This is a genomic window from Treponema phagedenis, assembly GCF_008153345.1.
GTDB lineage: Bacteria > Spirochaetota > Spirochaetia > Treponematales > Treponemataceae > Treponema > Treponema phagedenis.
The window spans coordinates 2,628,047-2,652,972 of the sequence record NZ_CP042818.1 but is presented as its reverse complement, the minus strand read 5'-3'; the positions used below and the strand labels follow the sequence as shown (position 1 = coordinate 2,652,972).

Here is a 24,926-nt window from a genome sequence, read left to right as displayed (position 1 = left end):
CCCCCTAAAACATAACGCCCTCTAGTTCATCGCCGACGTCAGCACTCACCACCTGTGGCGGCGGTTGTGGCTTACCGAAAAACTCATCAATGCTGCTTTGCGAAAAATCCTGTTTTGAATAATCCTTCTCCGCCTGCGGGGAGCGGTTATTTTTTTCAAACTGCGTGAGAGTAAATCGCTCTGGCAAAAACTTAAGGATTATGTTTTTCCCGCAAAAACCGTCAAACCCGCCGGTAAAGTTCCACCAGGTTGCTTGTTGTTTTTTTAACGCCAAAACCTTTGCGTAGTTTTTGCATGCCGCAAGAATGTCAGGGGTAACAGGAATTGCCTGCTCCCGTAATTTATCAAGTCCAAGCTGAAAGTCTCGCTGCAAGAAGAGCAAAAAGGTATTTGGTTTGTTTATTCCCGCCTCAACAAAAACCCCGTATATGTCTTTTGCAAGCTGGGTTAAATTTTCGTTTTCTGAAAAGTCAGAGAAAACCTCCTCATCCTCCTGTTTGTCAGAACATGTATATATATCTTGTCCTGCTGTATCTTCAGGAGGAGGATGATTCACATTATCATTAACATTATCATTAACATTAACATTAACATTATCATTATCATTAGGGCGAATTGTTTTATTTGTTTTTATTGAATTCAATTGTTTTATTTGTTTTTCTTGTTTTGAATTGTTTTCTTTGTTTTCAATTAAATCCATTTGTTTTTTCTGCTCTGAATTGCTTTCTATATTTTTAGGCAGTTTTTTTGTTTCATTATATTTTATTTGTTTTTCTTGTTCTGTATCGCTATCGCTAGTTTTATTATTAGCTTTTTTGGCATTAGCATTTCCTACAGGAGCTCCTCGTTTGTTTGTTGCGTTATCGATGATATCCTTCATTGGAATCCAAATAAGTAAATCAATCCCTTCAAAATCCGGATCTATACCGTAAATTCCGTAATTAGTAACTGCTTCATAAAAGCGTAATTTCATGTTGATATCCGTCATTGCATCAATTTGTTTTTTGGTTGTTTCTGAAAAAATACAGCTTTTAAAATTTGATTTCATATGTTACCCCTTTTTTGCGGTTGTTCTCTTTTTATTCCATCCATTTGTTTTCCTCCCTGTCAGGTTTTTTCTATAATTCCATCAAATCATCATTATTAATTTTATATAATCTCCAACCCTTCGCTTTTGCAGCTTTAAAGGCGGCTGCAAGTTCGGGAGGCTGCGTAAAATCCTTGTAGTTGCTATCGCCGTCTTTATATAACAATACCCTTCCGCATTTCTCTTTGCGTTCAGGCAAATCTTCAAAAATCTTTTTGAAAACTTCGGCACTTAGTTTATTGTTGTTGCAGTACAGCTTTTGCAGGCTTGTACAACCGCTTGCGTCTAATGCAGCAAGTCGGTTGAAAGAGCAGTTCAGTCTTTGCAAAGCCCTACAATTCCTTACATTTAATTCGGTTAGGCCATTCTCGCAACAGTCAATATCTTCTAAATTCACTAAACCGCTTACATCTAATGCGGTAAGCTGGTTGAAAGAGCAGTCCAGATGTTGCAGGCTTGTCAAGACACTTACGTTTAATGCGGTCAGTCGATTGTCGTAGCAGTCCAGCCATTGCAGGCTTGTACAACCGTTTACGTTTAATGTGGTTAGCTGATTGTTGTTGCAGTACAACTCTTGCAATCTTGTACAACCGCTTGCGTTTAATGCGGTTAGCTGATTGTTGTCGCAGCCCAGCTCTTGTATGTCATACCCCTTAATGATTATCTCTTCTGCGTTATTCTGGACAGCAATGTTTTCCCAGTTGTCGCTTTGCAGCTCCGCTATTTTCTTACCACCGTTCCACAGTTCACACGGGCTGCCATCTTTTGTTGTAACACGCAGCTTAATGCTTCCCGCATTTGTTCTCATTCGTATTTTATCCATTTGTTTTTCCCCCTGTCAGGTTTTTTCTATAATTCCATGTTTTTTAAAACTTTTTCAAGCTCAACATTGAAAAGGTCGATAACTGCTCCGCTGTTTAAGGTTTCTAATGTTACCTTATCCATATAAACCTCCTCATCGGTTATAGTTTTCCCGCCATTCTGTGGGCTCGTTTAAACTTGCCTTCAAGGTGCGGGTATTTTTTTAAAAATGCTTTTTCGCCGTAATGATGCAGCTGCTCATGTTCGTCAGAAGTTAAGGCGCACCAATTCCACGCTTTATCGATTGCCGCCGCATTCGCTCCACGCGTTACGATATGATGAAGATGAATTGCCTCATGCAGTCCGCTTGCTTCACTGTACTGATGAAGTTCCCGCCAGTCCGCCTCAGAAATAAGTTGCGTGCATTCCGTATCGTAATAATCAAGCGGGTCTTTTTCTTCACCGCCTCTGTGCAGTTCCCATTCCCATAAAAGATTTTTTACATCGGATTGCAAATCCAAATCTAAATCGCATTCGGTTGCAAGGTGCAGCATAAGTCCGTTAATAAAATGAGCGGCTTCAAAGGTGTTTGATTCAGATAGATGAATTGTTCGCAGAGTATCAGGTTTTATTTTGCTCGGCGTTTTAAGTGCATACACATCAAGCAAATCCAAATACAATGCGTATTTTTCTTCCTCAGTCGGAAGCCGCCCATCCATCGAAATAAAGATTGCAGTTACAAGGGCAAAAACCGTGCGCAATTGTTTATAAGACTTTTCTCGATATTGCAAATTAAACGAAACATTCAAGAGGGATTCGTGTCCAGCTCTTGCGTCTCGTTCCGCTTTTCGTTTGAATAGCGTGTCCAGTAAGTCAGCTTGTTTTTTATCATCGATTTTGAGCATGACAAAATGAACATTGTTTGAATAAACTTTACGCGCTAAGTACTGCCCTGTAACCTTCATCTGACTTTTACCTCATCACATGGGGAATTCAGGAGCAATGTCAAAAATCGCATTTTGCTGCAGCTCAAACTTTTCAATTGCTTGCTCATCTTCCATTTGTTGTTCTTTGCTCATCTGTGCAGCAGCTCCGGATTTTTGTCTTTCGGAACTGCGCGTTTTTCCATTCGCGTTTACCGGATCCTGTTCTGCATATTGTACCGCTGTTTGTTGTTGCACCGGTTCCGTATATTCAATATTTGTTACAATTTCTGCTATTCCGTCATTACGCACAAGTTTTTTATCGATGATGCCTTCATCAAGATTTGCCGCTTCCGCAAGTTCTACCGCCTTTGGTGCATATTTTAAAAGAGCTTTTAAAACGGTTTTCTTTGCCATCTCTTCAGGGGCAGTTTGCCACGGTCCGTTTTCAAAACTTTTTGAAAAAGTCATTCCATGCTGCATAACTTTTTCCCAAGTCCAAACCTCAAAATCAACACCGCCGTTAGTAAGTTCGTATAAAGCATATACGTGGGTAGGATTTCCGTTGCCGCTTGGCGTGTGCTCAAGAATTGCATTTAAGCCATATGAGTAGGTGAACTCATCTCCTTCGTGGACTACTACCGCTTTAATGCGTTTGAATTGTCCGCTGCGGTAGGCAAGTTCAAGCATGCCCTGATAACCGAGTTGAAACTGACATTGCAATCCATTTTTACTATCATAAGGCAAAAGATACGCTTGCCCGAGCGGCGTGTTTACTTCTAATCCTAATTGAGCTGCCGTTAAAAGAGCTCCAAAAAAAGAATTTTGATTACAAAGAGCAAGCTTCGGGTTCCGTGTAACCGCTGTCATTGCAATACGAGTCATTCGTTCAGGCGTTATCGCCTTCGGCAATGCCATCTTAAACATATCCATGTTTGCCATAATCATCGACCGCAAGTCGCCGCCTTTTGTTTTAGCGGTAACTTGATTTTTGTTTGTGTTGTTTACGTTCATACATTACTCCTTCAGTTCTGTTTTTGTTAAAGCACAAATGTGCTTTTCTTATTCTACTTTTACACCGCGCTTAAAAAGCTCGATACAAAGAGCCTGTGTCGCTTGAATGTCTGCCAACGCCGTGTGAGCATTTTCAAGATTAACCCCAAGAGATTTACAAACCGTTCCGAGTTTTAAATTCTCAAGACGCGGAATAGCTTTTTGTCTTGTTGCTTTTTTTACAAACTTCAATGCGTCAAACTGTTTGGAAAAATAATCGGCAAGTGTAAGCCCGCAGCGATTAAACAATGCTTCTAAATGCCGATAGTCAAAATTACAGTTATACCCAGCAAAGGTGAGCTTCTCTCCGTCTCCGAATACGTGAATTGCTTGTTGAAAAAAATTCGCAATATTCGGCACTATTTCTTCGGCAGGCGGGAAAGACCTGATTTCTTCTTCACTTACACCGTGTGTTTTTGCAGCTTCTTCGTGATAAAGAATAGTTTCATTTAACGGATTCAATTTAAATAGACGCTCGCAAGTTACCTTTCCCTTGCCCGCAAAAATAAATGCAATTTCAAAGGCTCCCGAATTCTCAGGCTCTAATCCGGTTGTTTCCGTATCGCACCAAATCGTGTTCATATTGTTACTCCTTTTTTATAATCTGTTTTCAGATGTTGCAAAATCTTTATAGAACCGCCAGCCTTTACCTTCTGCTGCTTTAAAAGCAGCTGCTAATTCAGTCGGGTGCGTAAAATAATGGTAGTTGTTCTCTTCTTCTAAATCTGCGTATAAAACCGCTTCGCAATACACACCTTTATTTTCAGGTAAATCTTCAAAAAGTTTTTTGAATGCTTCGGCACTTAGTTTGTTGTTGTAGCAGTACAGCCATTGCAAACTCGTACATCCGCTTATATCTAATTCGGTCAGTCGATTGCGGTAGCATTCCAGCTCCTCCAAACTCGCACAACCACTTAAATTTAATGTGGTAAGTTGATTGCCGTAGCATTTCAGATACTGCAAGCTTGTTAAGCCGCTTACATCTAATTCAGTTAGTCGGTTGAAAGAGCAGTTCAGTCTTTGTAAAGCCCTACAATTCCTTACATTTAATTCGGTTAGGTCATTCTCGGAACAGTCAATATCTTCTAAATTCACTAAACCGCTTACGTCTAACTCGGTTAGCTGATTGTCGTAGCAGTCCAGCAGTCGCAGGCTTGTACAACCGTTTACGTCTAACTCGGTTAGCTGATTGTCGGAGCAGTCCAGCCATTGCAAACTTGTTAAGCCGCTTACGTTCAATGTGGTTAGCTGATTGTTGTTGCAGTACAGCTCTTTCAAACTTGTTAAGCCGCTTATATCTAATGCGGTGAGTTGACTACCACAACAGTACAACTCTTGTATGTCATACCCCTTAATGATTATCTCTTCTGCGTTATTCGGGACAGCAATGTTTTCCCAGTTGTCGCTTTGCAGCTCCGCTATTTTCTTACCACCGTTCCATACTTCACACGGGCTGCCATCTTTTGTTGTAACCCTGAACCCAACCCAGATTGCGGTTGTTCGCATTTTTATTTCATTGTTAAATTCTGTACTCATTTGCTACAACCTCTCCGTTTTTCAAATAGATGATTCCCTCTTCTAATTCTTCCGGAACATCGCCAACTTTGAGCATGATTACAAGGAAGCCCGATTTTTCAGCCCACTCTGAGATAATTGCAGTGTGCGCTTCGTCAAGACTTTCAGCGTTATCAACAACCATCACTTTCATTTCGCCGGAAAACCGTACACCAAGAGAAAAAAATACTTGTATGCTTTGCGCTGTCGACCAGTTGCCGATTGTGTTCGTTTTTGTAATTCCGCGAATTGCACCATTATGAACAAGCTGATTGTCTTCGTTTATTTCCAATCCGGACACACCTAAGTCCATACTTGCAAGTGTGTCTTTTCGCTCTTGCCGCTTTGCTTCGATTTTTTTTGTCAGTCCGTTATATTCATCTTCAAGCTTTTTAATTTCATCGCAAGCGGCAATGTAGGCATCGTATGCGTTTGCAGCTGTTTCATTTTTATTCCACTCAAGAATTGCAGCGTCAATTTCGGCGATATCCTCTTTTGAATATTGCTTATGATTTTTTGAAAGCCATTTATGCAAATTCTCTTTTGCAAGTTCAAGCCGCTGAATTGCAGCATCAATATCGCTTTCCGATTCAATATTTAGCGTGTGCATTTCCTGATTGATGTTAGAAAAGGCATTTTTAAGAGTTGATAAAAAGTTTTGCGCTTTTTCTTTTTCCGCCTGCAGTTCATCAATCGGTTTTGCATGTTCTACTTTCGGAACAGGAGTAGGCGTGCCAAGCCGTTTTTTATCCCGTCCTGTTTGTGTTCGTGCCTCTTCAAGTCTTTTTAATTCTTCATCAATCAATGCAATTTTTTCGCTTGTCCCTGTTCTCTCTTTTAAAAGCTCGATAATTGATTCGTCTGTCCAATCTTTAATTGCAAACGGCATTTCAAGACCTGAGCGAATTGAATCAAGAAAAGCGCGCACGCCGCCTGAAACTTTTGCATAGCGACCTGTTAGCTCATCAAGCTGCGAAACATCTTGCGTTACTTTCTCGCCGATGAGTGTGCGGATTTTTAATTCATCGTCTGTATACGCGATAATTTCCGCTTGTTCTTCTCCTGCACTTATCATTCCCGGCACAAAATCTTTACTGCCGCCAAGCGTTAATGCAATTGATTGCGCAATTGTTGTTTTGCCTGACTTGTTAAGTCCTTGAATTACCTGTACACCGGCACCGTGAAATTCAATCTCGGCTTGTTTGATTTTTCGCACGTTTCTAATTTCAATATTTTTCAATAACATAAAATGCTCCTTACTTTATTTTGCTTTTGGTTCCGTAATGCGCAGCATTGCAACTTCGCTCTCTTTCAAATACTGCTCATACAATCCGTCTTTTTTTAATTTTTCCGAGTCAACTGTTCTTCGTATTGATTTTGAAAATGAGAGGTTGTACTTACCGGCAACAGCTTTTGCTTTTTTCTCTTCGCTGTTGGTTTGTTGTTCGATGATCTTTAATTTGAGAGATGATGAAAGCTTTGATTTTTTTTCTTCAAGCTCTTTTATCTGTGCATTAATTAAAAGATATTCTGCCGACATGCTTTCAGCTTCACCATCAAGGATGAGTGTGTTTTCTGCACCCTCAAACATTTTTGCGATAGCTTCATCTTCGGCATCCACTCCGGAAGGAGCAGGCATTATGTTTTCTTCAATAAAGTCTTCCCAAAAAGTTTTCTCTGCTTTCACAAGGCGAGTAATAAACGCTTCATCTCTATTAATGGCATAATGTCTTAATTCATTTTTATCAATGATGTACGCCGACAAAACAAACCAATCAAGATTGAGCACGGACATGTAGTGCTGCACTTGCGCAAAGTAGCTATCGGGGATTTCATTTTCTCCAAAGCCGTCTCCACGCTGAGATGTTTTAATCTCATGGCCGCCAAGACCTGATACTTCAATGCCGGAAATTGTTTTCGGCTCTTGAACATAGATGAGTCCGTCAATATTTGCACTCATGAATTTTTGTTCGCCGCTGTAAAACATGTACGGCACTTCTTCGATGAGTACGCCGAACTCTTCTCTACATCGCTGGCGGATCGGGTCTTCAAGCCATGATCCGCGTTCGGTGAACATGTTCCCTTCAAATGAGTGTAAGCCTTTTTTATCAAGGTATACCGTCAATGGACTTGCCCATTTGTTAAGTCCCATGATTGCACCGGCATCACTGCCGCCGATACTTGAGCGGCGTGCGTTGCGCCACTCATCCTTTGCCATGCTCTTCGTAAACACATAGTTTGTGTCTTTCCCTAAAAGTTGTTTAACTAAGTTTTCCATTTGTTACTCCTTGTTTCTTGTTTTTGCATTTGCAATTTTCACATGCGCCGGAGCATTTATTGCTTCCGGATACGTTGCTATATTGACGGTTATATACATTCCGCCAAAAGATATACATGTACTTATCGTGCCTAAAAAATGTCATACTTTTAATTACTTGCTCTTTTGTCATCCGTTTTACCTTTTAAATAAAATCAAGTGGAGTTACTCCATAGTATGAATAAGGGTTTTTGTTGTATTCCCGCACTTCTTCCGCTAGTGATTTCCAGTCCGTTTGTTGATATACGGCGTCTGTCAATTCATCAGCGTCTTTTATACATAACCGCGCAAGCGCTTTTTCTTCCTCGCTGGTCAGCTCGTTAGAATAAGGCTCCATGTTTTTGTCAAAAATGGATAAATCCCCGACGTCTTCGCATTGATAGTCAATTTCAGGTTCATAATAACTATCAAAGCTCCAGCTAAATTTTTGCGTAACAGTCCAGCCATTAGAAAGCTTTGTTTCAACATTCCCAAAAGTGCAATCATCTTCAAAGCTGATTGTTTCGGATACTTTGGTAATAGGTTCGCTCATCTTTTTACTCCTTCTTGTGGTTTATAGATTTTTTATTTTCACTTTCGATGATGTATCTGCAACATTCTTTGAAAGTTCCCGTTTTAACAATTAGCCCTGTACTTCTGTCTGTTAATTCAAATCCATCTTTCGTTACTTGAAAGGAATACATATTTCCGCTCCCTTTGCCCATCTTTCTTGTTCTTTTTTTCTTGCTTCAAAATCAGCCAAGCAGTCGCATTCATCTTCTATATCTTCCGCTTTTTCCTCAATCGTTTTTTCTCGCTCTTCTGATAAACGGAGCTTAAAAAGTCCCAGCCGCTCACGTGCTTTATTCCGTACATATAGGTCATCATCCTCTAATAAGATTTCTAAAATATCTGCTGTTACGTTTATGTTTTCTGCAACCGCACCCCGTACATAACGATGAGGATCGCTTGCGGCAAGAGACAATAAAATATTTTGTGGCGTCTTTTCGCTTTTCGCTATTGTCTTCCTTCTGTTTAAAGATAATTTTTTAATTTCCTCAATATTCATTTTTCATACTTCTCCTACATTAAACTTGCCTCAATGCAATCTTTAAAATGCATTAGCTCATCTTCCGACTTCAATTTTTCCAAAACCGATAAAAAAAAGCACGCAAGACTAAAATCGGGTCGTCTCACGTGCTTAAAAGGATTCGTCTATGAAAAGACGAAATAATTGACCCGAAAAATTATTTCGTCTTTCCTCAAATAGCAGCACAACGACTCATCCCTAGCCGATATTTCGTTGTGCTTAGATTGCACAAAGCAACCTAAAAGATGAGTTTATGCTAAACTATCTTTTACGATGCCTTGACTTATTGAACAGATAACCGAATTGCCTCGCCGAAACAGAGTTCAAACGACTTATCTGCATGTTCTGCAGTTCATTTTTGTTACAAAAATTACTACAGTATAGATTTTCATTTTGATTTTTTGTAAAAGAAGTGGTAAGTTATTGATTTACAACAACTTAGAGTGTTTTCCTGTTTTAGGGTCAAGATTAGCAGGTTAAGTTTTTGCCACGGACGGCAAAATTATGCCGTGCGGTGGTTCCACGCAGCAGCGATGTTTTAAAAGCACAAATTTTTTCCAAGTGCTCTTAAAACTCGTGGTTTAGTTTTTGCCATGGACGGCAAAATTATACCGTGCGGTGGTTCCACGCAGATGGGTTAGTTTTTGACACGGATGTCAAAAACTAACCCGGGCTCTTTTTTACAAAATTTTTTATAGTTCGTATTAAAAAAAACGGATCGAGTTATTAAAAAAACGCTGTAGTAGTGCCGTCAAATCTACGTTTGTATTTTTCTTGCGTAAGTGGGTGCGGTTTATAATGCTTATGCAAAAAATAGGTCCAAAAAGGAGGTGGATTTTATTTTTCCAAAATGGTTATTTCAACACGGCGGTTTCTTGCCCGGTTTTCTTCGTTGGTGTTGGGGGCAAGGGGACGACGAGCTCCAAAACCGCGGGTGTAAAGGTGTTGCGTATCGCGAATGCCTATTTCTTCAAGATAGCGCGCAACGGAGTCCGCCCGTTCTTCTGAAAGTTTTTGGCGTTCCGCAGCGGTGCCGCGCAGGGCGGTATGTCCGGAAATAAGCAGCTCTTTATCGGGAAAGTCCTGCAATAAGCGTCCGATTTTTTGCAGCTTTTCTTTTTCGGAAGACAAAAGCCGCGCAGAATCGGCCTCAAACTGAATGTTTTCAATGCTGATGGTAATTCCTTCGTCTGTTTGGCTGATAGTGGTATTTTCGATGCCGAGCTCTTCTATTTTTTGAGTTAAATCTTCGGCAACTGCTGCCTTGTCCAGTTTTTTTGTTTCGGTAATTTCAGCTGAAGCGGTGCCTTCATAAGTCAGCGTTCGCCCCGAATTGAGCATGAGCTGAATTTTGAAGGTTTCAGTATATTTTGGCAGGTTGCCCGCCTCATTGTCCCAGTATAAATCCTGCTTTGAATAGCCGATTGTGCGTACCGGATAGAGGGTGGGAAGTTTATGCTGATTTTTTGCAATAAGCTGCGGCGGAACATTATACAGTAAATTGTATTCCGCAATAATATGATGATATTTTTTTCCGCCTTTTTCAATTTCTCCTTTATAAGTATATGCTACGGTAAAAGGCACCCGAAAAGGAGTTTGAATATCAAATCCGTCCCGCAGGTCGTGCGCTTCTTCTCCTTCAAATTCCCAAGTGTCGCCGGGTTTTAAGTCTTTTTCTGGAAAAACCGGCACGTTTCGTACCACCGGCATAAAATATTTGGGCTCAATCGTATATACGCCGAGGTCGTCCCTTCTGAAAACGCTTTCGTAGTTTCTGCCCCAGCGGAAAGTTTTATGTAAGTTCCGCTCTGAAGTCATAAAAGTACAGGTGTGTAAGGCGGAAAGACGATTTTCCGCGCTTTCCGGTTTTACATCGGAAATATCAACGGTTATTCTATTGGTAATTTCCGCAGTGTGGCTAAAAAAATTGTTTACAAATACATCCTCGATTACCAAAGAATTAATCCGGTAAGACTCTCCGTCTTTAAATTTGAACCTGAATATTTCCGCCTGCATAACTGCGGTGTTAAGAACCAGCAGAAGCACTGCTAAAATTTTTTTAAAACATATCCGCATAAAAAATCCTTTAAAATAATAATTCAAACAAATAAAACCTGTCTTTTCCGTTTAGATTATAGCTGCTTTTTTCATATCGGTAAAGAATGAATCAAGTGTAAATAAAAGCAGGCAAGAGAAAATAAAAAACTGCAATTTAAAATAAACAAAAAGAAGAATCGATTAATGCGTTTGATGCAAAAGTCAAGAAGAAATTTTAAGCTCGGTTATACAAGTTTGCGGAAGATATTCACAACGATAAAAGTTTTATCGATCAATTGTAAATCGACAAACTTTCTCTTTTATTAAGAAAACGGTTTTGTAAGTAAGTTTTTGTTATATTATTTGCTGCATTGTACTAACGAGTTAGAGATTCAGCATTCCTATGGTAAATTACGCACAGATGGAAAAATCAGAACGGGCACGGACGCCCGTGGTTCCACATAAAAAAAGAGAAAGAGTCTAGCATTATAATGATAGACATTCTGCTGTGCGCGCAGACTGTCGGGGGATGGTTTTTGGCGTGCGATGCTTTGGGAGTTTGCTTGGCGTCAGCGCGGTGCAGGCATTCCTATGGTAAACTTACTCACCGTTGCTAAATTCCAAACGATGTTTTAAAGCATCAACATAAAACTGTAAAATTGAAGCTTTAAAACTCGTTGGCGAAGTTACAGTAAATTTTCAAAACTTCGCCCTATGGTAAACTGCCCACCGTTGCGCCGTGTCGGACTCTTTTATATTGAATGAATTAAAAAAACTAATTGAAGATGTCAAAAAACGCTGTACTAATATATTGCAATCGGTCCGTATGGGCCTTGTATAATCTCTATTTTAGTTTCAAAGATTTTGCTTAGTTTTTCGCCTTGCATAACTTCCGCAGGCGTGCCGAATTCAACAATCCTGCCTTCTTTCATGCAGCATATTCTGTCGGAATAGCGGGCAGCAAAGTTAATATCATGCAAAACCATAACAATAGTTTTGCCGAATTCGTCTGCGGCATGGCGAAGATGGGTAAGCATTTGCACCGACCGGGAAACATCCAAATTATTGAGCGGCTCATCCAGCAAAAGATAATCCGTGTCTTGACAGAGCACCATGGCAACGTATGCGCGCTGACGCTGTCCGCCTGAAAGCTCGTCAAGATAGCGGTTTTCCAAATCTGTCAATCCCAAAAAGTCAATATATTTTGAGATAATCTTTTCATCTACTTTATTGAGTCTTCCCTTTGTGTACGGGAAACGCCCGAAGCCGACCAACTGGCGCACAGTAAGGCGGGTTACAAAAAGATTTTCCTGCCGCAGCACGGCAAGAACCTTTGCCAAGGCTTCCGAGTTAGCGCTCACCGTGTCCAAGCCCGCAACTAAAATCTGCCCTTCATCAAGACCCAAAAGTCTGCCAATCATAAGCAGCATTGTAGATTTTCCCGCACCGTTCGGTCCCACCAGCGAAGTAATACCCGCCTCCGGTATATTAATTGTAAGCGGTCCGATTTGAACCTCTTTAGAATATTTCTTTTTTGCATTTTTTACTTCGATCATAATTTTCCCTTCCTCAATATCACAATTAAAAATGCAAGTCCGCCAAACAGTTCAATAATGAGCGAGACTACGCCCTGCGCACTAAATACATGATACATTAAAAAATATGCACCGGTAAGTACTGTATACGAAACTGCCAGAACCATCGGAAAAACATAGCGATGGTCGTATGTTGGGGCAATTTGATATGTCAATGCCGCAACTAAAAAACCCAAAAACGTAATAGGTCCGACCAGTGCCGTTGAAACGGACATAAGTATCGAAACTAAGATAAGAGTGTATATAACACATCTTTTATGGGGAATGCCGAGATTAGTACAAACATCCCTTCCCAGGGAGAGTGCGTTTAATTTTTTTGAATAAAACAAGAGTAAAATAGAGGTAACTAAAACTAAAGGGATTGCCACAGGAAAATAAACCGGATCCGCGTTATTTACCGAGCCGAAAAGTCTTGCTTGTAAAATATCAAATTCGGATGGAGCAAGCAGTCTTCGCATAAATGCCGAAATAGAGCGCAAGCCTGTTCCCAAAATAACCCCGACTAAAAGCATCAATTGTAAGTCTCCGTATTTTCCGGATAAAAGAAAACCGTAAAGCAAAAGACATACACCTACCATAATCACAATTTGTATGATAAAAGCATATATTCCGGTAAACTGCATTAAGCCGGTAATTCCGAAAAAAAAGATTGTGCTTGTATGGATTGCAGAATAAAGCGCTTCAAAGCCTAAAAGAGAAGGCGTAATTATTCTATTGTTTGTTACACTTTGAAAGGCAACTGTAGAAAGCCCATGACAAGTTGCGGCAATTATCATTGCGGTAACCGCAATCATTCGCCTTTTTACCACCGGCAAAAAAGACGGCGAGCTAACGGGTACAGGATTTTTATAAACTAAAAGTCCATAAGATGCGAGTAAGCCCAAGGCAAAAAAAGCGAATAAAATGTAAAAATAATGCCGCTGTTCTTTTGCGGAGCGAAAAGCTTTTGCACTTCGCTTACCATTATGTAAACATGTTTGAGTTAAATTATTATTCGTCATCTTTTTATCTTCCTCCGTCTCTGCTTCAGTAAAAGACCGATAAAAACCGCAGCTCCTATTGTTCCCAAAATAAGAGATACGGGTACTTCAAAGGGCATAATAATTGTGCGCGCAATAATATCGCAAAGGGTGATAGTTCCCATTCCCAACACGCAAACCCAAGGAAGGTTTGAACGTAGATCATCACCGCGGAACATTGATACAATATTCGGTACTACAAGTCCCAGAAATGGCAGGTGCCCGATAACTGCGGCAACTATTCCTACTGCAAGAGAAATAAGAACAGTGCCGAATAAAATAATTCGGTTATAATTTAATCCGAGGTTTGTCGCAATGTCTTCACCTAAACCTGCAACTGTTAATCTATCGGCAAAAATAAAAACAACAACGGTAATTGCAATAATTATCCATAAGTACTCGTAGCGTCCCCGCTGCACCGAAGCAAAGGAGCCGGCAAACCATACTTCCAACGATTGAGTCATGGAAAAAACAAGACCGATAAATGTTGACAGAGCCGAAACAACTGCTCCAAGCATAATGCCGATTATAGGCACAATGAGCGAAGAGCGCAGACGCACCTTCCGCAAAAACAAAAAGAAAATCATTGTTCCGACAAACGAAAAAATTATTGCGCCTGTCATTCGCTGCATTAAAGTCGGTCCCGGAATTGTTACATAAACAAAGATGAGTCCGAGTCCTGCCCATTCGATGGTGCCGGTTGTTGTCGGTTCAACAAATTTGTTTTGAGTTAAAAGCTGCATTACAATACCGGACATTGCCATCGCAGCTCCTGTCAACATGAGCGAAATTGTTCTGGGTACACGTGTAATAAAAAACATTTGCCAGCCGTCTTTTTGTCCGTGTATATCGTAGACACCGGTAAAAAGAGAAGCTACTCCCAAAGCAATTATCACTACAACTGCGATAAAAAAAGCAGGAGTCCATAGTTTTCGGTCAAACCGTTGAGGCTTTTCTGCCTCAACGGTTGGTTGTGTAGTCATCTTATGCTCTAAAATTCTTTATTTAGAAAGAGTTTTTGCCAAGTTACCGAATAACTCAATATAGGTTTGAATTGATTCATTTGTGTATGTGTCATTCGGTGCATAGACAACACGTCCTTCTTTTACCGCACTAATATTTTTAAGTGCTTGGGAGTTTTCAATAACGTCCTTTGCGGGTTTTGCATTTTTTGCGGATGAAATTGCGGCATCTCTATCCAAAACAAAAATCCACTTCGGGTTGCTTTGTGCAATAGCTTCAACGGAAATATCATCGCCTTTATGATCTGAGGACGCATCCTTTACTGTAAGAGCAGGCTTCCATCCGAAGATTTCATACATCGGTCCCCATACGCGTCCTGCGAGGAGCGGAAAATCCGATTTCTCCGCCTGAAACAACAACGGACATAACCGTATCTTCACTTTTATAAGCTGCTTTTACATCGGCAATAGTTTTATCAAAATCAGCAATTAATTTTTTTGCTTCATTGTTTTTATCAAAAATTTGCCCAAGAGCTGTTGTGGCGTCTTTTAATCCGTTGATTAAGTTATCTCCGGGCTTTTCAGCCTTAGTCGAAACATCAAAACTGAAATCAACAATGGCGGCAGTAGGAACTAACTCCTTAAGCTGCTTATAATATCTTGCAAAACGCTGCCCTACAATAATAAGGTGGGATTTGCAGCTGCAATTATTTCCAAATTAGGCTCGCGATGGTTACCGATATTTTTAACTGATGCATCTTTTACGTAAGGACTGTCTGCCGGCATAACACCTTTCGGTACGGCGACAAGCTTTACACCCCAATCGGCAAGCGTTTCAAACGTTCTATTATCCAACGCTACAGCCTTTTCAGGTTTTACCTTAACCTTTACGGTTCCGTGGATATCCTTAACCTCAACCTCTGCAACCGGTGTAGAATCTTGCTGAGAAGTTTTTTCCGCAGATTCATTGTTCTTGGAGCAGCCGAAGGCCAAAACAAATATAAAAAGTGATAAAGTAATGGTAAGGACTAATCCTTTTTTCATAAAAATCCCTCCTATAGGATACTCGATGATTTTCGAGTGATGGTTTTATTTTGATGAATGACAGAGCAAAAACAACTTAGTTTATAACGGTGCATAAATTGCAACAGCTATCAACACGGTTAAGATCATCTGGCAAACATCAGTCAGCCTATACTAACATACTTTCAAGACTTTTATAAACTGCTCTTTACAATGAATAATCAATTTGTCTATTATTAGGGTAGTACAGCGTTTTTTTAATAAGTTCGATTAAATTTTTTTAATACATTTTACCAAAAACGTAAAAAATTTTATAAAAAAGAGTCCGACACAACGGTTTAGTTTTTGACGTCCTTGTCAAAAACTAAACCACGAGTTTTAAAGCTTTGCAAACAGTCTTGCTTTAAAACATCGTTTCTGCGTGGAACCACCGCCATCCGTGGCGGTTCTGAGTTTTGACGTCCATGTCAAAACCAAACCTGCGAGTTTTAAAGCTTTACAAATTACTTTGCTTTAAAACATCGTTTCTGCATGGAGCCACCGCCATCCGTGGCGGTTCTGAGTCCGACACGGCGCAACGGTGAGCAATTTACCATAGGAATGCTTAAATCCGCAGCCCCTTATTGTTGATACTCCTATTTTTATAACAGGAACTTAATTACAAAACGCTACAGTAGTGCCGGCAACGCAAGTAAACCTTTGAGGTTGAATAGTATATTAAAAATACAAACCTGACAAACATTCCGGTATATAACGGTGCAATTGTTTTTAAACAGTACGTGTGTCAATAACCAGTGAATATTTCACCCCTAAAGGGGGTTAATTTTGCAATGAAAATTGCACCCCTTAACACATCGAGTTATCCTGCTTTTGCATCTTTAAGTAAGAATTCATAAATCAAGTCAATAACTACTTGAGGCAGGTCTCCGGTTCGTCCAACCGTATCGGTTCGGTATATATCATCGAGCGGTACAATCGGATAGAATTCATCATGTATTAAAGCGCGTATACCATGCTTTTGGGAAATCAATACATTTACCATTGTGCCTGCGCCGAATTTATTCTGCTCAATTTTAAACAAATGGTTTTTGATTGAGATGGTAGATCCGCTTGAAAGTTTGCGCGTAATAACCGATGACAACAGTTTATCAAGATCGAGTGTTTTTGGCGTCGGTACAAACATTGAATATGAATCGCAGGCAGGAACACCAAACTGTTTGTTGAAAATACCGATATACTCTTTTAAGAATTGATTTGCTTGCTCTATGGTTGTAATTCCGCGTCGTGCAAATTCAACAGGGAGTCGGCTTTGTAAAGTTTGCCATAATCGCTCAACACGTCCTTTTGCTTGTGATGAATGAGCCGGGAACATATCGATTCCTAAGTACTTGATAATTTTGCCGAATTGTGTTACTTGTTCCTTGGTTCCTTGTAATTGCTCCTCAATGGATAACTGTTTTTTTGCATTAACAAAAAAAACGCTACACTTATCCGGATAAAGAGCGGCAGGGAGTCCGTAATTTTCGAGTGTCTGCCGCAGAACTTCTAAATATCCGAGCAGGCACTCGTTTTTGCATAAATAAAGACCGGTAATCATTCCGCGCGCATCATCAATAAAAGCATGTAATGCGGATTTTTCTTTCCCGCCGAACCAAGGAAACGGGGTTGCGTCCACTTGCAACAGCTCTCCGAAGCAAGCTCTTCTCTCGCGCGTTTTATGCACCTTCTTTCGTGTTCGTCTTTTCTTTGGTGAATAAATTCCATGTGATAACAGAATACGGCGCAGAGTCGAATATGACAGCTGCAATTGATATTCTTCAGTTACTATTTCATGAAAATGCAAAAAATTGCTTTTTGACAATGCGGGATCGCTTCGCAGCGCAAGTAATCGCTGCTCAATTTCTTTCGAGGTCTTCTTTGCAGAGGGACGCTGACTGTTGCCATGCAGCATTGCTGCTAAACCCTTTTCTTTGAACGCCTTTTTTAATTGCTGTACGCGTCTTCGTGAAAGGTTTAATCGAAGCGCAGCCTGTTGTACCGTACATCTCCCTTCTAAGCAGTTGGCGATAACATGTCCTCGTGTAATTTGATCAATGCTCATAAATAATTTCATTCCTCCAGTGTAATGTAATAAGTCAATAATTTCACCTCGGTAAAATATAGGGGCGAAATATTCATTGAAAACTTATAGGGGTGAAATTATCACAGATTAAAGACAAAAAATTTTTTATAAACTTGATTAAACGCTATACATAGTTTATCAGAAATATTTTATTTATCAAGTAAGAATATATTTTTTTGTATAAAGAGATTTAACATCGTTTCTGTTTAGAACTATTGGCGCCCGTGCCCGTTTTGAGTTTGACAACGGTGAGTAAACTTACCATAGTGATGCTGAATTCCTAAGCCCTTATTGTGGTGCTCCGATTTGTATAACAGCAAGTTAATTATAAAATGTTTCTGTGATGCATATTACAGGAGAAGTTTTGCTCAATCGGTATTTGTTTTTAATACGGAAAGGAAGGCGGACTGCGGCAGCTCAACATCGCCGATCATCTTCATGCGCTTTTTGCCTTCTTTTTGTTTTTCCAGAAGTTTTCGTTTGCGGGTAATGTCGCCGCCGTAGCATTTTGCCAGCACGTCCTTGCGCAGAGCATTGACTGTTTCGCGCGAAATAATTTGATTGCCGATGGCGCCTTGGATGGCGATTTTGAATTGCTGACGAGTGATTTCTTCCTTGAGCTGAGCGCATACGTGCGATGCTTTTTTATACGCATTCGGGCGGTAGGCAAGCTGCGCAAGGGCGTCAACGGATTTTCCGTTTATTAAAATATCAATCTTTACCAAATCGGTGGGACGCATTTCGATGAGTTCATAATCAAATGACGCATAACCGCGGCTGACACTTTTTAACCGATCGTAAAAATCAAAAAGCACTTCGGCGAGCGGCATTTCGTATATCATTTCTACGCGCTTTTCGTCAAGGTAATTCATACCGGCTTGCACACCGCGCTTTTCCATACAAAGGCTCATAATGTTTCCGAGATATTCGGTAGGCGTAATAACCATTGCCTTAATATACGGCTCATCGGCGGATGCTATTTTAGTTTCATCGGGATAATCCGCGGGGTTATCACAAATGATAGTTTCTCCGCTGCGCAAATGAATTTGGTAGCGCACAGAGGGGGCGGTAAAAATAACCGACTGGTCAAACTCTCGCTCTAATCGCTCCTGCACAATCTCAAGATGGAGAAGTCCTAAAAAACCGCAGCGGAACCCGTGTCCCAAAGCGAGCGATGAATCTTTTTCCCATGAAAGACTTGCATCGTTTAGTTTTAATTTTTCAAAAGATTCCCGCAGCTCTTCGTAATCATTGGTGTCAACCGGATACACAGACGAAAAAACCACCGGCTTTATTTCTTTAAAACCCGCTAAGGGTTCCGCACAGGGAGCATTTGCATCGGTAATGGTATCGCCGACGCCTACATCTGAAACGGTTTTTATGCCTGCGATAATATAACCGACTTCGCCTGCATGCAAACACTCGGTTGCAACCAGCGCAAAAACAAACACACCGGTTTCTTCAATTTTATACTCGGCTTTGTTATTCATAAAACGTATGGTCATTCCCGGTTTTAAAACGCCTTCAAACACGCGTACATGAATAATAACACCTCGATACGGATCGTAGTTGCAGTCAAAGATGAGTGCTTGTAAAGGATTATTATCCGAACCGGTGGGCGGCGGAAAATGGGTTACAATCGCTTCAAAAAGTGCGTCAATGTTTTGTCCCGTTTTTGCGGATACCGGCACAGCCTGCTCAGAATCAAGTCCTAAATCATGATCGATTTGATGCAATACCTCCGGGATGTTCGCCGCAGGTAAATCTATTTTGTTGATAACGGGAAGAATTTCCAAATTGTGTTCAAGCGCAAGATACATGTTTGAAAGCGTTTGAGATTCAACTCCCTGACTTGCATCCACAATTAAGATAGCACCTTCGCATGACGCAATAGCGCGGGAAACTTCGTAGGTAAAATCCACGTGTCCGGGCGTATCGACAAAATTGAGTATGTATGCTTTTCCGTCCTGAGCCGTATAAGGGATGCGCACCGCATGGCTTTTGATTGTAATGCCGCGCTCTCGTTCAATATCCATATCATCGGTCATTTGCGCCCGCTGGGCTCGCTCCGAAACAGCCTTTGTTTTTTCAATAAGTCTGTCTGCAAGGGTGGATTTTCCGTGATCAATATGAGCGACAATACAAAAATTACGAATGTTATCGGGATTAAACATGGGTCATACTATATTAAAAAAACAGGGGGTTGTCCAGATACTGCCCGAACTGCATGAAGCTATCAAAATAACCCGCTTTTCTGCGTTTCGCATACACATCCGCAATAACTACTTTGTTTTCTTCATTTATTCGCACTCTTTGAATTTCTATCACGTCTCCTTGTGTAAATTCGTTTTCGTCCGCAAAGGTTCCGGAAACAATTCGCTCAACGCGATAAGTATTTTTTTTGCCGGTTGAGCCAAATTCAAATCCGAACAGCGGCGTGAACGCACGATATGATAGGTCTTTTTCGTAAATAAGTTTTACCGGAAATTCGGGGCGGGCAGCTGTTTGTACAAACCAGTCTTTTTTTACATACGAGTCTATAGTGTCGGGTTTGTTTTTATCCTGTAGCGCATAACCCGATATTTTGATGATTGTATCGGGGCTGTAATGTAAAAGCTCTTGCTGCAGTTTTTCGATTGTATCAATCGGGGTATCGTTTATAGCGGTGATAATGCTTTGTTCGGGAACTATTGCAAGTGCGGCGGGGCAGCCGGGAATTGTATACAGCAGCTTAACCCCCTTTGTGTTCGACAAGGCTCTTGGCGCCAATACTTGCCCGAATGCACCGAGCCATGAATGTTCAACTTTTCCGCCGCGGTATAAGTCGGGCAGAATGAGTTTGAGAAATTCAACCGGAATAGCAAAGTTAAGTCCTTCAAGCGATTCAAGCCCTGCAAAAACAATTGCCTGCACATTTCCTTTTTCATCGACAATCGGCCCGCCTGAGCTGCCGGGATTTACTGAAGCATCAATTTGCAGCGCATCACCGAGAGAAAACAGTTTGCGGTTTTTAGCAGATACAATTCCTGAAGTCAGGGTTTTATCCAGTCCCGCAGGGGAGCCGATTGCGTAAATCTTACTGCCGATGCTTAAGCCTTCGGATGAGCCGAGTTTAAAAACAACCTCGGGTTCAATTTCGGTTTTTAATAGCGCAAGGTCAAAAATAGAATCCCAGCCAATTACTTTTGCAGGAATTTTTACATTCTTATTTGCGGATGGTTTAATATACACCCTTGAGTACCCCTCGTATTCTGGGTCTACCTCGCTTTGAATTACATGATAATTAGTGATAAAATATCCTCGTTTATCGATGAAAAAACCGGAGCCGAGTATCTTGTCGGAAAAGCCTCTGCCTTTTTCAACTCGTATTCCTTTATCAACCCAAACGGTTGTAGTTCCTTTTATCATTTTTGCAACGGTTTGAATTGAGGGTGCCTCATCTTGCGGAGTTGCTTTTGTATCTTCAAAAATCTCTAATAGAATATCGCGGTGTAATTCTTTCCATGTTGCTTTTTGTGCAGTGCGTATTTTTTCCTCTGTCCAATTTTGCGGCGCTTCTCCAAGACTCTGCAAGGATTGATAAAAAATCAGCGCAGTGTACCAATCTTTTTTTTCTGCTGCGCTCAGAAAGGCTTTTTGCGCATTTTGCACCGCATCGCGGTATAAGTTTAAAACATCGGCATTATCGGATGTGTTTTGCAATAAAACTTTGGCGCGGCAAAGCCCCTGCAAGGGCTTATCGGCAAAGTTTTTTCGCGCAAGTGAAATTTCATAGTTGATGCTTGCGGTTTTTGAAAAATCTCCGGTGCTTTGTACTGTATCGAAATTTTTGCAAGAAATAATCAATACGGTGCAAAAAAAAACCGATAGAATGTTGCGCTTATATTTTGTCATTATCCGGCTCGTTCTGCATTTCTTCAAGCTGCTCAACAAAAATATATCCTCCCGATCGCACCGCAAAAAACGGTACGGTGTTTACTTCAACAAAATATGAAACAACCGGAGCTTTGGTTTCGTTAAATACTTCCAATATTTTTTTTGTAATTGTTTCCGAAAAAACGGGCGGCTTTCGAATCCAATACAGAGGAAATTTTGTATCTTTGATAATCGCTTCTGCTTTGTCATTTGCGGTTAATTTTGCGGGAATGGTTTGTTTATATTCAACGATAACCTTTTGACGGGTAACCGGATGTGTCCACCTACATTGTGCATTTCCGGATTTAAATTGAGTGTATACGATTTCAGGAGTTCCATCTTCATCGTTATCCCATTTTTTTGTAATATCCCCGTTGGTAAGATATTCTTCCGAGTACTCATAGAGTTTGTTTTTATTAATATCGGTGAGAACTATTTGGAGCTTGCCCTTTGGTGAATACTTTTCAATTGTTTCAAAATAGCCGTCCCCATCGCGGTCAATCTTTTTTTGAGAAGGCCTGCCGTTGACATAATATAAAACCGAGTAAGGAATTTCGTTTATCCGTGTTTCTGATGATATCGGCACTCCTTTATCAAAATATGTTTTTGTTATTGCGCCTTCGATCATATCATCGGAATACTCATAATACGCTGCCGCAAAAATTAATTCCCGCTCGCTTAAACCGGATACATTTTTTGTTTTAAGAGTAAAAAAGTCGGTATACTTTTTTGTTAAAGAAAATAGGTTTATATTGAGAGAGCGTTGTTCTACCGGTTTCCATGCAAAAGATACGGGGCGTAAAGTATACACGCCTTTTTTTGTTTTTACGGTATTGATCCAAGGATACGTATCGTAGTCTACCTCGTATGCTCCTGCTTTTCCTATAATTTTTGTAGGAGTTCCGTAAGAAGCATCTATTGTATATTCGGCAATACCATCCTGATCGGTATCAAATTCCGCTAATTGCGGTCTGCCCGAAGTGTATAATATTTTTGACGAAATAATGCCGTCTCTGTTGTCATCGGTAACGAGTACGCCGTTAAAGGTTGAAAGATCTGCTGCCATTTGCTTTCGTAAATTAGAATCTCCTATCAATTTACAAAAGTCAACTAAAAGGTCGGTAAAAAAGAATCGATAGGGTGTTTCTTGTGAATCGGCAAATTTAAACGGGAGAGTGAGGTTGAAAAATCGCTCTACCGCTGTTTTTTCATTGATAATGCCGTATTTTAAGGCGGCAAGAATAGAAAATGCCTGTGCATACGGCTCTTGTGTGCTGTTGTTTTGGGCATACATGTTTAAGTAGATTTTGAGTTTCCGCACCGCTTCTTTTGTATTCGGCTCAAAGTCAACCGCATACAATAATACTTCGGGGTCGGAATCTTGCCAAACGTATAATTTACTGATGATATCGGATGCAATCCTTTTTGCTTTTGCTGAGGGTGTCCGATCTTTTTCTTGCAAAAAAAACAGTTTAGGGAAACGGGAATCAAATGCCCATCGGTTAAGAGAAGATACAATGGCATCCTCTGCTTGCGAAAAACGTTTGAGTCCGTAAAGGGCAACTGCAGTATAAAAATCGCTGTCTGCGGAAGGGTAGGGGATATCTGCAAGTACGGCTAACGCCTCATCGTATCTCAGTGTTTCGGTGTATAATTTTGCAAGGAGAATATTGATTGCGGTGGCATCGTAAAGGCGCCACATCATACCGAGAGAGGAGGCAAGTTCAGCGCGTTCAATAGCCGCAGCACGGGTATAGCCAAGCTCTGTATAACAAAGAGCCTCAATATACGGCAAATCGGCAAGTTTTGCATCGTATACTGAACCAAGTTGTGCCTGAAACAATGCTTCTTGCCATTTCTGCTGTGCGCAGTTTTCCGCTGCAGACTGAAGATGTTTTAATGCCGCCGCCGCATTGACTGCTTGTGCGGAATCCTGTGCAGAAACAAAAGATATACCTAGTATAAAAAATACAACAAAAACCGATCGCAATAACCTTTTCATTAATCGCTCCATTAGAATTATGACAAAAGCCGGTTAATATGTTGACAACTGTTTTTTGCTTAAACATCAGTTGTTTTCCGAAAACCGGTTTTTATATCCGAAGGGTTTTCCATATATCGCACGGACAGTTCCCCTTACTTCTATAATCGGCATATTTTCTTTATGAGCTAAGCTTACAGTCCATTCGGTAAACAATTTTTTTATACTTTTTTTACCGCCTTTTATCGTAAGCATATCTCCTTCAAGCCATGACCGTATACAAAGAGGAAGTGGAAAGGGGCCGATGCCTTCATAATCTGGATTAAGAAAAATAAAAATGCCTGTGCTTTTTTTTCGTATCTCAAAAATTCCGATCGGACTTTTATAGTTTCCTGTCTTTTCTATCCATAAAAGATAGCCCATTTTTTGACTATGGGCAATATGAGTGTCGGCTTTTGAAAAAATGAGGAGATCTTTTTCACGGAAGAGTTTGATACCAGACGTTTGCACGGTTTTCTTGCCGGAATATAGTGCGAGTCGTTGAATTGAGGCAAAGGGGATTCTTTTGTGTATTTCTAAAAGATTACACGCTTGCTGTATAAGACGAATGCGCAGCGGAAGCGGGAACGAGGTAAAAAAAGCATAGTCAAGAGAAAGTGAGGCGTCCCTGTATTTTTGCCAAAACTTATTTGCTTTTTTTTGTTTTTTTTCTAACAGGGTATCACAATAATCCGAATCCGCCTTGATGCGTGCTATTGCGGTATCGAGTCCTGATTGCCATCCGACAAAAACACTGTGTAAGACCGGAATGAGGGTGTGTCGGATCTTGTTTCTTAGGTATACTTGTTCAAAGTTTGTTTTATCTTCACGCCAAAAAATATTACGTTGGCGTAAGAATGCTTCTATTGAGGCTCTTTCGACAGTAAGAAGGGGGCGTAGGTATTTTCCGCGGACAAGCGGAATTCCTGCAATGCTTTTTGGGCTGCCTCCTTGAAACAATCGCATGAGAATTGTTTCGTACATATCATTTTTGTTATGCGCGGTGAGAATAAAATCCGCAGAAACTTCTATTGCGGCTTCTTCAAAGGCGCGGTACCGCAGTATTCTAGCAGCATCTTCAGTACCTGTTTTACGGATAGATGCCAACTCCTTTACGCTGCCTGCCGGAATTGTTTTTACTATACAAGGAACAGGCGGCTGTAAATGCGCACAAAAAGAAGAAACAAAGTCGGCATCCGCTTTTGTCTCATTTTTTTCACGAATATTATGATTGACGGTTACTACAAAAAGTCTATGATTAAAATCGGTATTAATTGTGTGCAGAGCTGTTAATAAAGCAAGAGAATCCGCACCGCCTGAAACAGCAATAAGCAGGCGATAAGTTTTTTTTACTTTAAGAATCGAGGAAAGATTTTGTAGAACGGCATCTAAGAGACTGTCTGCCATAGGAGAGTATGCCGCAGCATGC

19 protein-coding genes and 1 pseudogene are annotated in these 24,926 nt (G+C 40.6%); all 20 read right to left on the bottom strand.

Features of this window, described 5'->3' with window-relative positions:
• Positions 1-4: 4 nt before the first annotated feature.
• Positions 5-1,048, bottom strand: coding sequence for a hypothetical protein (locus tag FUT79_RS11650; RefSeq protein ID WP_148889694.1), 1,044 nt, complete (start codon positions 1,046-1,048; stop codon positions 5-7).
• A gap of 70 nt (positions 1,049-1,118) precedes the next feature.
• Positions 1,119-1,910 (bottom strand): leucine-rich repeat domain-containing protein, encoded by a 792-nt coding sequence (locus FUT79_RS11645; RefSeq protein WP_244951091.1) that lies wholly within the window; start codon positions 1,908-1,910, stop codon positions 1,119-1,121.
• Between the two features lie 139 nt (positions 1,911-2,049).
• Entirely contained in the window at positions 2,050-2,853 is an 804-nt protein-coding gene (locus FUT79_RS11640) for a hypothetical protein (RefSeq protein ID WP_002696692.1), read from the bottom strand.
• A gap of 15 nt (positions 2,854-2,868) precedes the next feature.
• Positions 2,869-3,825: a recombinase RecT gene (locus FUT79_RS11635; RefSeq protein ID WP_148878748.1), complete on the bottom strand. Its 957-nt coding sequence runs from the start codon at positions 3,823-3,825 to the stop codon at positions 2,869-2,871.
• 48 nt (positions 3,826-3,873) lie between these two features.
• Positions 3,874-4,446, bottom strand: coding sequence for a 3'-5' exonuclease (locus tag FUT79_RS11630; protein WP_024751742.1), 573 nt, complete (start codon positions 4,444-4,446; stop codon positions 3,874-3,876).
• Positions 4,447-4,461: 15 nt separating this feature from the next.
• Complete coding sequence (locus FUT79_RS11625; protein WP_148889693.1) at positions 4,462-5,400, bottom strand: leucine-rich repeat domain-containing protein; 939 nt, start codon at positions 5,398-5,400, stop codon at positions 4,462-4,464.
• On the bottom strand, positions 5,384-6,664 hold the full coding sequence (locus tag FUT79_RS11620) for an AAA family ATPase (protein WP_148889692.1): 1,281 nt from the start codon (positions 6,662-6,664) through the stop codon (positions 5,384-5,386). The genes FUT79_RS11625 and FUT79_RS11620 overlap by 17 nt, the downstream gene beginning before the upstream one ends.
• Before the next feature lie 15 nt (positions 6,665-6,679).
• Entirely contained in the window at positions 6,680-7,696 is a 1,017-nt protein-coding gene (locus FUT79_RS11615) for a YqaJ viral recombinase family nuclease (protein WP_148879526.1), read from the bottom strand.
• 184 nt (positions 7,697-7,880) lie between these two features.
• Positions 7,881-8,267, bottom strand: a complete 387-nt coding sequence (locus FUT79_RS11610) for a hypothetical protein (RefSeq protein WP_044634970.1) — start codon at positions 8,265-8,267, stop codon at positions 7,881-7,883.
• A gap of 132 nt (positions 8,268-8,399) precedes the next feature.
• Positions 8,400-8,783, bottom strand: coding sequence for a hypothetical protein (locus FUT79_RS11605; RefSeq protein WP_044634969.1), 384 nt, complete (start codon positions 8,781-8,783; stop codon positions 8,400-8,402).
• A gap of 858 nt (positions 8,784-9,641) precedes the next feature.
• Complete coding sequence (locus FUT79_RS11600) at positions 9,642-10,880, bottom strand: OmpA family protein (protein ID WP_024752213.1); 1,239 nt, start codon at positions 10,878-10,880, stop codon at positions 9,642-9,644.
• A 764-nt stretch (positions 10,881-11,644) separates the two neighbouring features.
• On the bottom strand, positions 11,645-12,397 hold the full coding sequence (locus tag FUT79_RS11595) for an iron ABC transporter ATP-binding protein (RefSeq protein ID WP_044634438.1): 753 nt from the start codon (positions 12,395-12,397) through the stop codon (positions 11,645-11,647).
• A complete protein-coding gene (locus FUT79_RS11590) occupies positions 12,394-13,437 on the bottom strand; it encodes an iron chelate uptake ABC transporter family permease subunit (RefSeq protein ID WP_024752211.1) in 1,044 nt (347 codons plus the stop codon). The genes FUT79_RS11595 and FUT79_RS11590 overlap by 4 nt, the downstream gene beginning before the upstream one ends.
• Entirely contained in the window at positions 13,434-14,438 is a 1,005-nt protein-coding gene (locus FUT79_RS11585) for an ABC transporter permease (RefSeq protein ID WP_002698061.1), read from the bottom strand. Before FUT79_RS11585 ends, FUT79_RS11590 begins: the two co-directional genes overlap by 4 nt.
• Before the next feature lie 18 nt (positions 14,439-14,456).
• A pseudogene (locus tag FUT79_RS15930) lies at positions 14,457-15,461 on the bottom strand (siderophore ABC transporter substrate-binding protein).
• Positions 15,462-16,299: 838 nt separating this feature from the next.
• Positions 16,300-17,553, bottom strand: a complete 1,254-nt coding sequence (locus tag FUT79_RS11575) for an ISNCY family transposase (RefSeq protein ID WP_148879628.1) — start codon at positions 17,551-17,553, stop codon at positions 16,300-16,302.
• A 377-nt stretch (positions 17,554-17,930) separates the two neighbouring features.
• Positions 17,931-19,736, bottom strand: a complete 1,806-nt coding sequence (lepA, locus tag FUT79_RS11570) for a translation elongation factor 4 (protein WP_024752208.1) — start codon at positions 19,734-19,736, stop codon at positions 17,931-17,933.
• Positions 19,737-19,749: 13 nt separating this feature from the next.
• Positions 19,750-21,456: a S1C family serine protease gene (locus FUT79_RS11565; protein WP_024752207.1), complete on the bottom strand. Its 1,707-nt coding sequence runs from the start codon at positions 21,454-21,456 to the stop codon at positions 19,750-19,752.
• Positions 21,443-23,479: a hypothetical protein gene (locus tag FUT79_RS11560; RefSeq protein ID WP_052812492.1), complete on the bottom strand. Its 2,037-nt coding sequence runs from the start codon at positions 23,477-23,479 to the stop codon at positions 21,443-21,445. The genes FUT79_RS11565 and FUT79_RS11560 overlap by 14 nt, the downstream gene beginning before the upstream one ends.
• Positions 23,480-23,545: 66 nt before the next feature.
• Positions 23,546-24,904 (bottom strand): tRNA lysidine(34) synthetase TilS, encoded by a 1,359-nt coding sequence (tilS, locus tag FUT79_RS11555; protein WP_002696680.1) that lies wholly within the window; start codon positions 24,902-24,904, stop codon positions 23,546-23,548.
• Positions 24,905-24,926 lie beyond the last annotated feature (22 nt).

Coding starts and splice junctions, on each gene's coding strand:
- FUT79_RS11620 (WP_148889692.1), bottom strand. CDS start 6,664: ATGTTATTGAAAAATATTGAAATTAGAAACGTGCGAAAAATCAAACAA.
- FUT79_RS11595 (WP_044634438.1), bottom strand. CDS start 12,397: ATGATCGAAGTAAAAAATGCAAAAAAGAAATATTCTAAAGAGGTTCAA.
- FUT79_RS11585 (WP_002698061.1), bottom strand. CDS start 14,438: ATGACTACACAACCAACCGTTGAGGCAGAAAAGCCTCAACGGTTTGAC.
- FUT79_RS11635 (WP_148878748.1), bottom strand. CDS start 3,825: ATGAACGTAAACAACACAAACAAAAATCAAGTTACCGCTAAAACAAAA.
- FUT79_RS11610 (WP_044634970.1), bottom strand. CDS start 8,267: ATGAGCGAACCTATTACCAAAGTATCCGAAACAATCAGCTTTGAAGAT.
- FUT79_RS11645 (WP_244951091.1), bottom strand. CDS start 1,910: ATGGATAAAATACGAATGAGAACAAATGCGGGAAGCATTAAGCTGCGT.
- FUT79_RS11615 (WP_148879526.1), bottom strand. CDS start 7,696: ATGGAAAACTTAGTTAAACAACTTTTAGGGAAAGACACAAACTATGTG.
- FUT79_RS11560 (WP_052812492.1), bottom strand. CDS start 23,479: ATGAAAAGGTTATTGCGATCGGTTTTTGTTGTATTTTTTATACTAGGT.
- FUT79_RS11630 (WP_024751742.1), bottom strand. CDS start 4,446: ATGAACACGATTTGGTGCGATACGGAAACAACCGGATTAGAGCCTGAG.
- FUT79_RS11600 (WP_024752213.1), bottom strand. CDS start 10,880: ATGCGGATATGTTTTAAAAAAATTTTAGCAGTGCTTCTGCTGGTTCTT.
- FUT79_RS11590 (WP_024752211.1), bottom strand. CDS start 13,437: ATGACGAATAATAATTTAACTCAAACATGTTTACATAATGGTAAGCGA.
- tilS (WP_002696680.1), bottom strand. CDS start 24,904: ATGGCAGACAGTCTCTTAGATGCCGTTCTACAAAATCTTTCCTCGATT.
- FUT79_RS11650 (WP_148889694.1), bottom strand. CDS start 1,048: ATGAAATCAAATTTTAAAAGCTGTATTTTTTCAGAAACAACCAAAAAA.
- FUT79_RS11605 (WP_044634969.1), bottom strand. CDS start 8,783: ATGAATATTGAGGAAATTAAAAAATTATCTTTAAACAGAAGGAAGACA.
- FUT79_RS11565 (WP_024752207.1), bottom strand. CDS start 21,456: ATGACAAAATATAAGCGCAACATTCTATCGGTTTTTTTTTGCACCGTA.
- FUT79_RS11625 (WP_148889693.1), bottom strand. CDS start 5,400: ATGAGTACAGAATTTAACAATGAAATAAAAATGCGAACAACCGCAATC.
- FUT79_RS11575 (WP_148879628.1), bottom strand. CDS start 17,553: ATGAAATTATTTATGAGCATTGATCAAATTACACGAGGACATGTTATC.
- lepA (WP_024752208.1), bottom strand. CDS start 19,736: ATGTTTAATCCCGATAACATTCGTAATTTTTGTATTGTCGCTCATATT.
- FUT79_RS11640 (WP_002696692.1), bottom strand. CDS start 2,853: ATGAAGGTTACAGGGCAGTACTTAGCGCGTAAAGTTTATTCAAACAAT.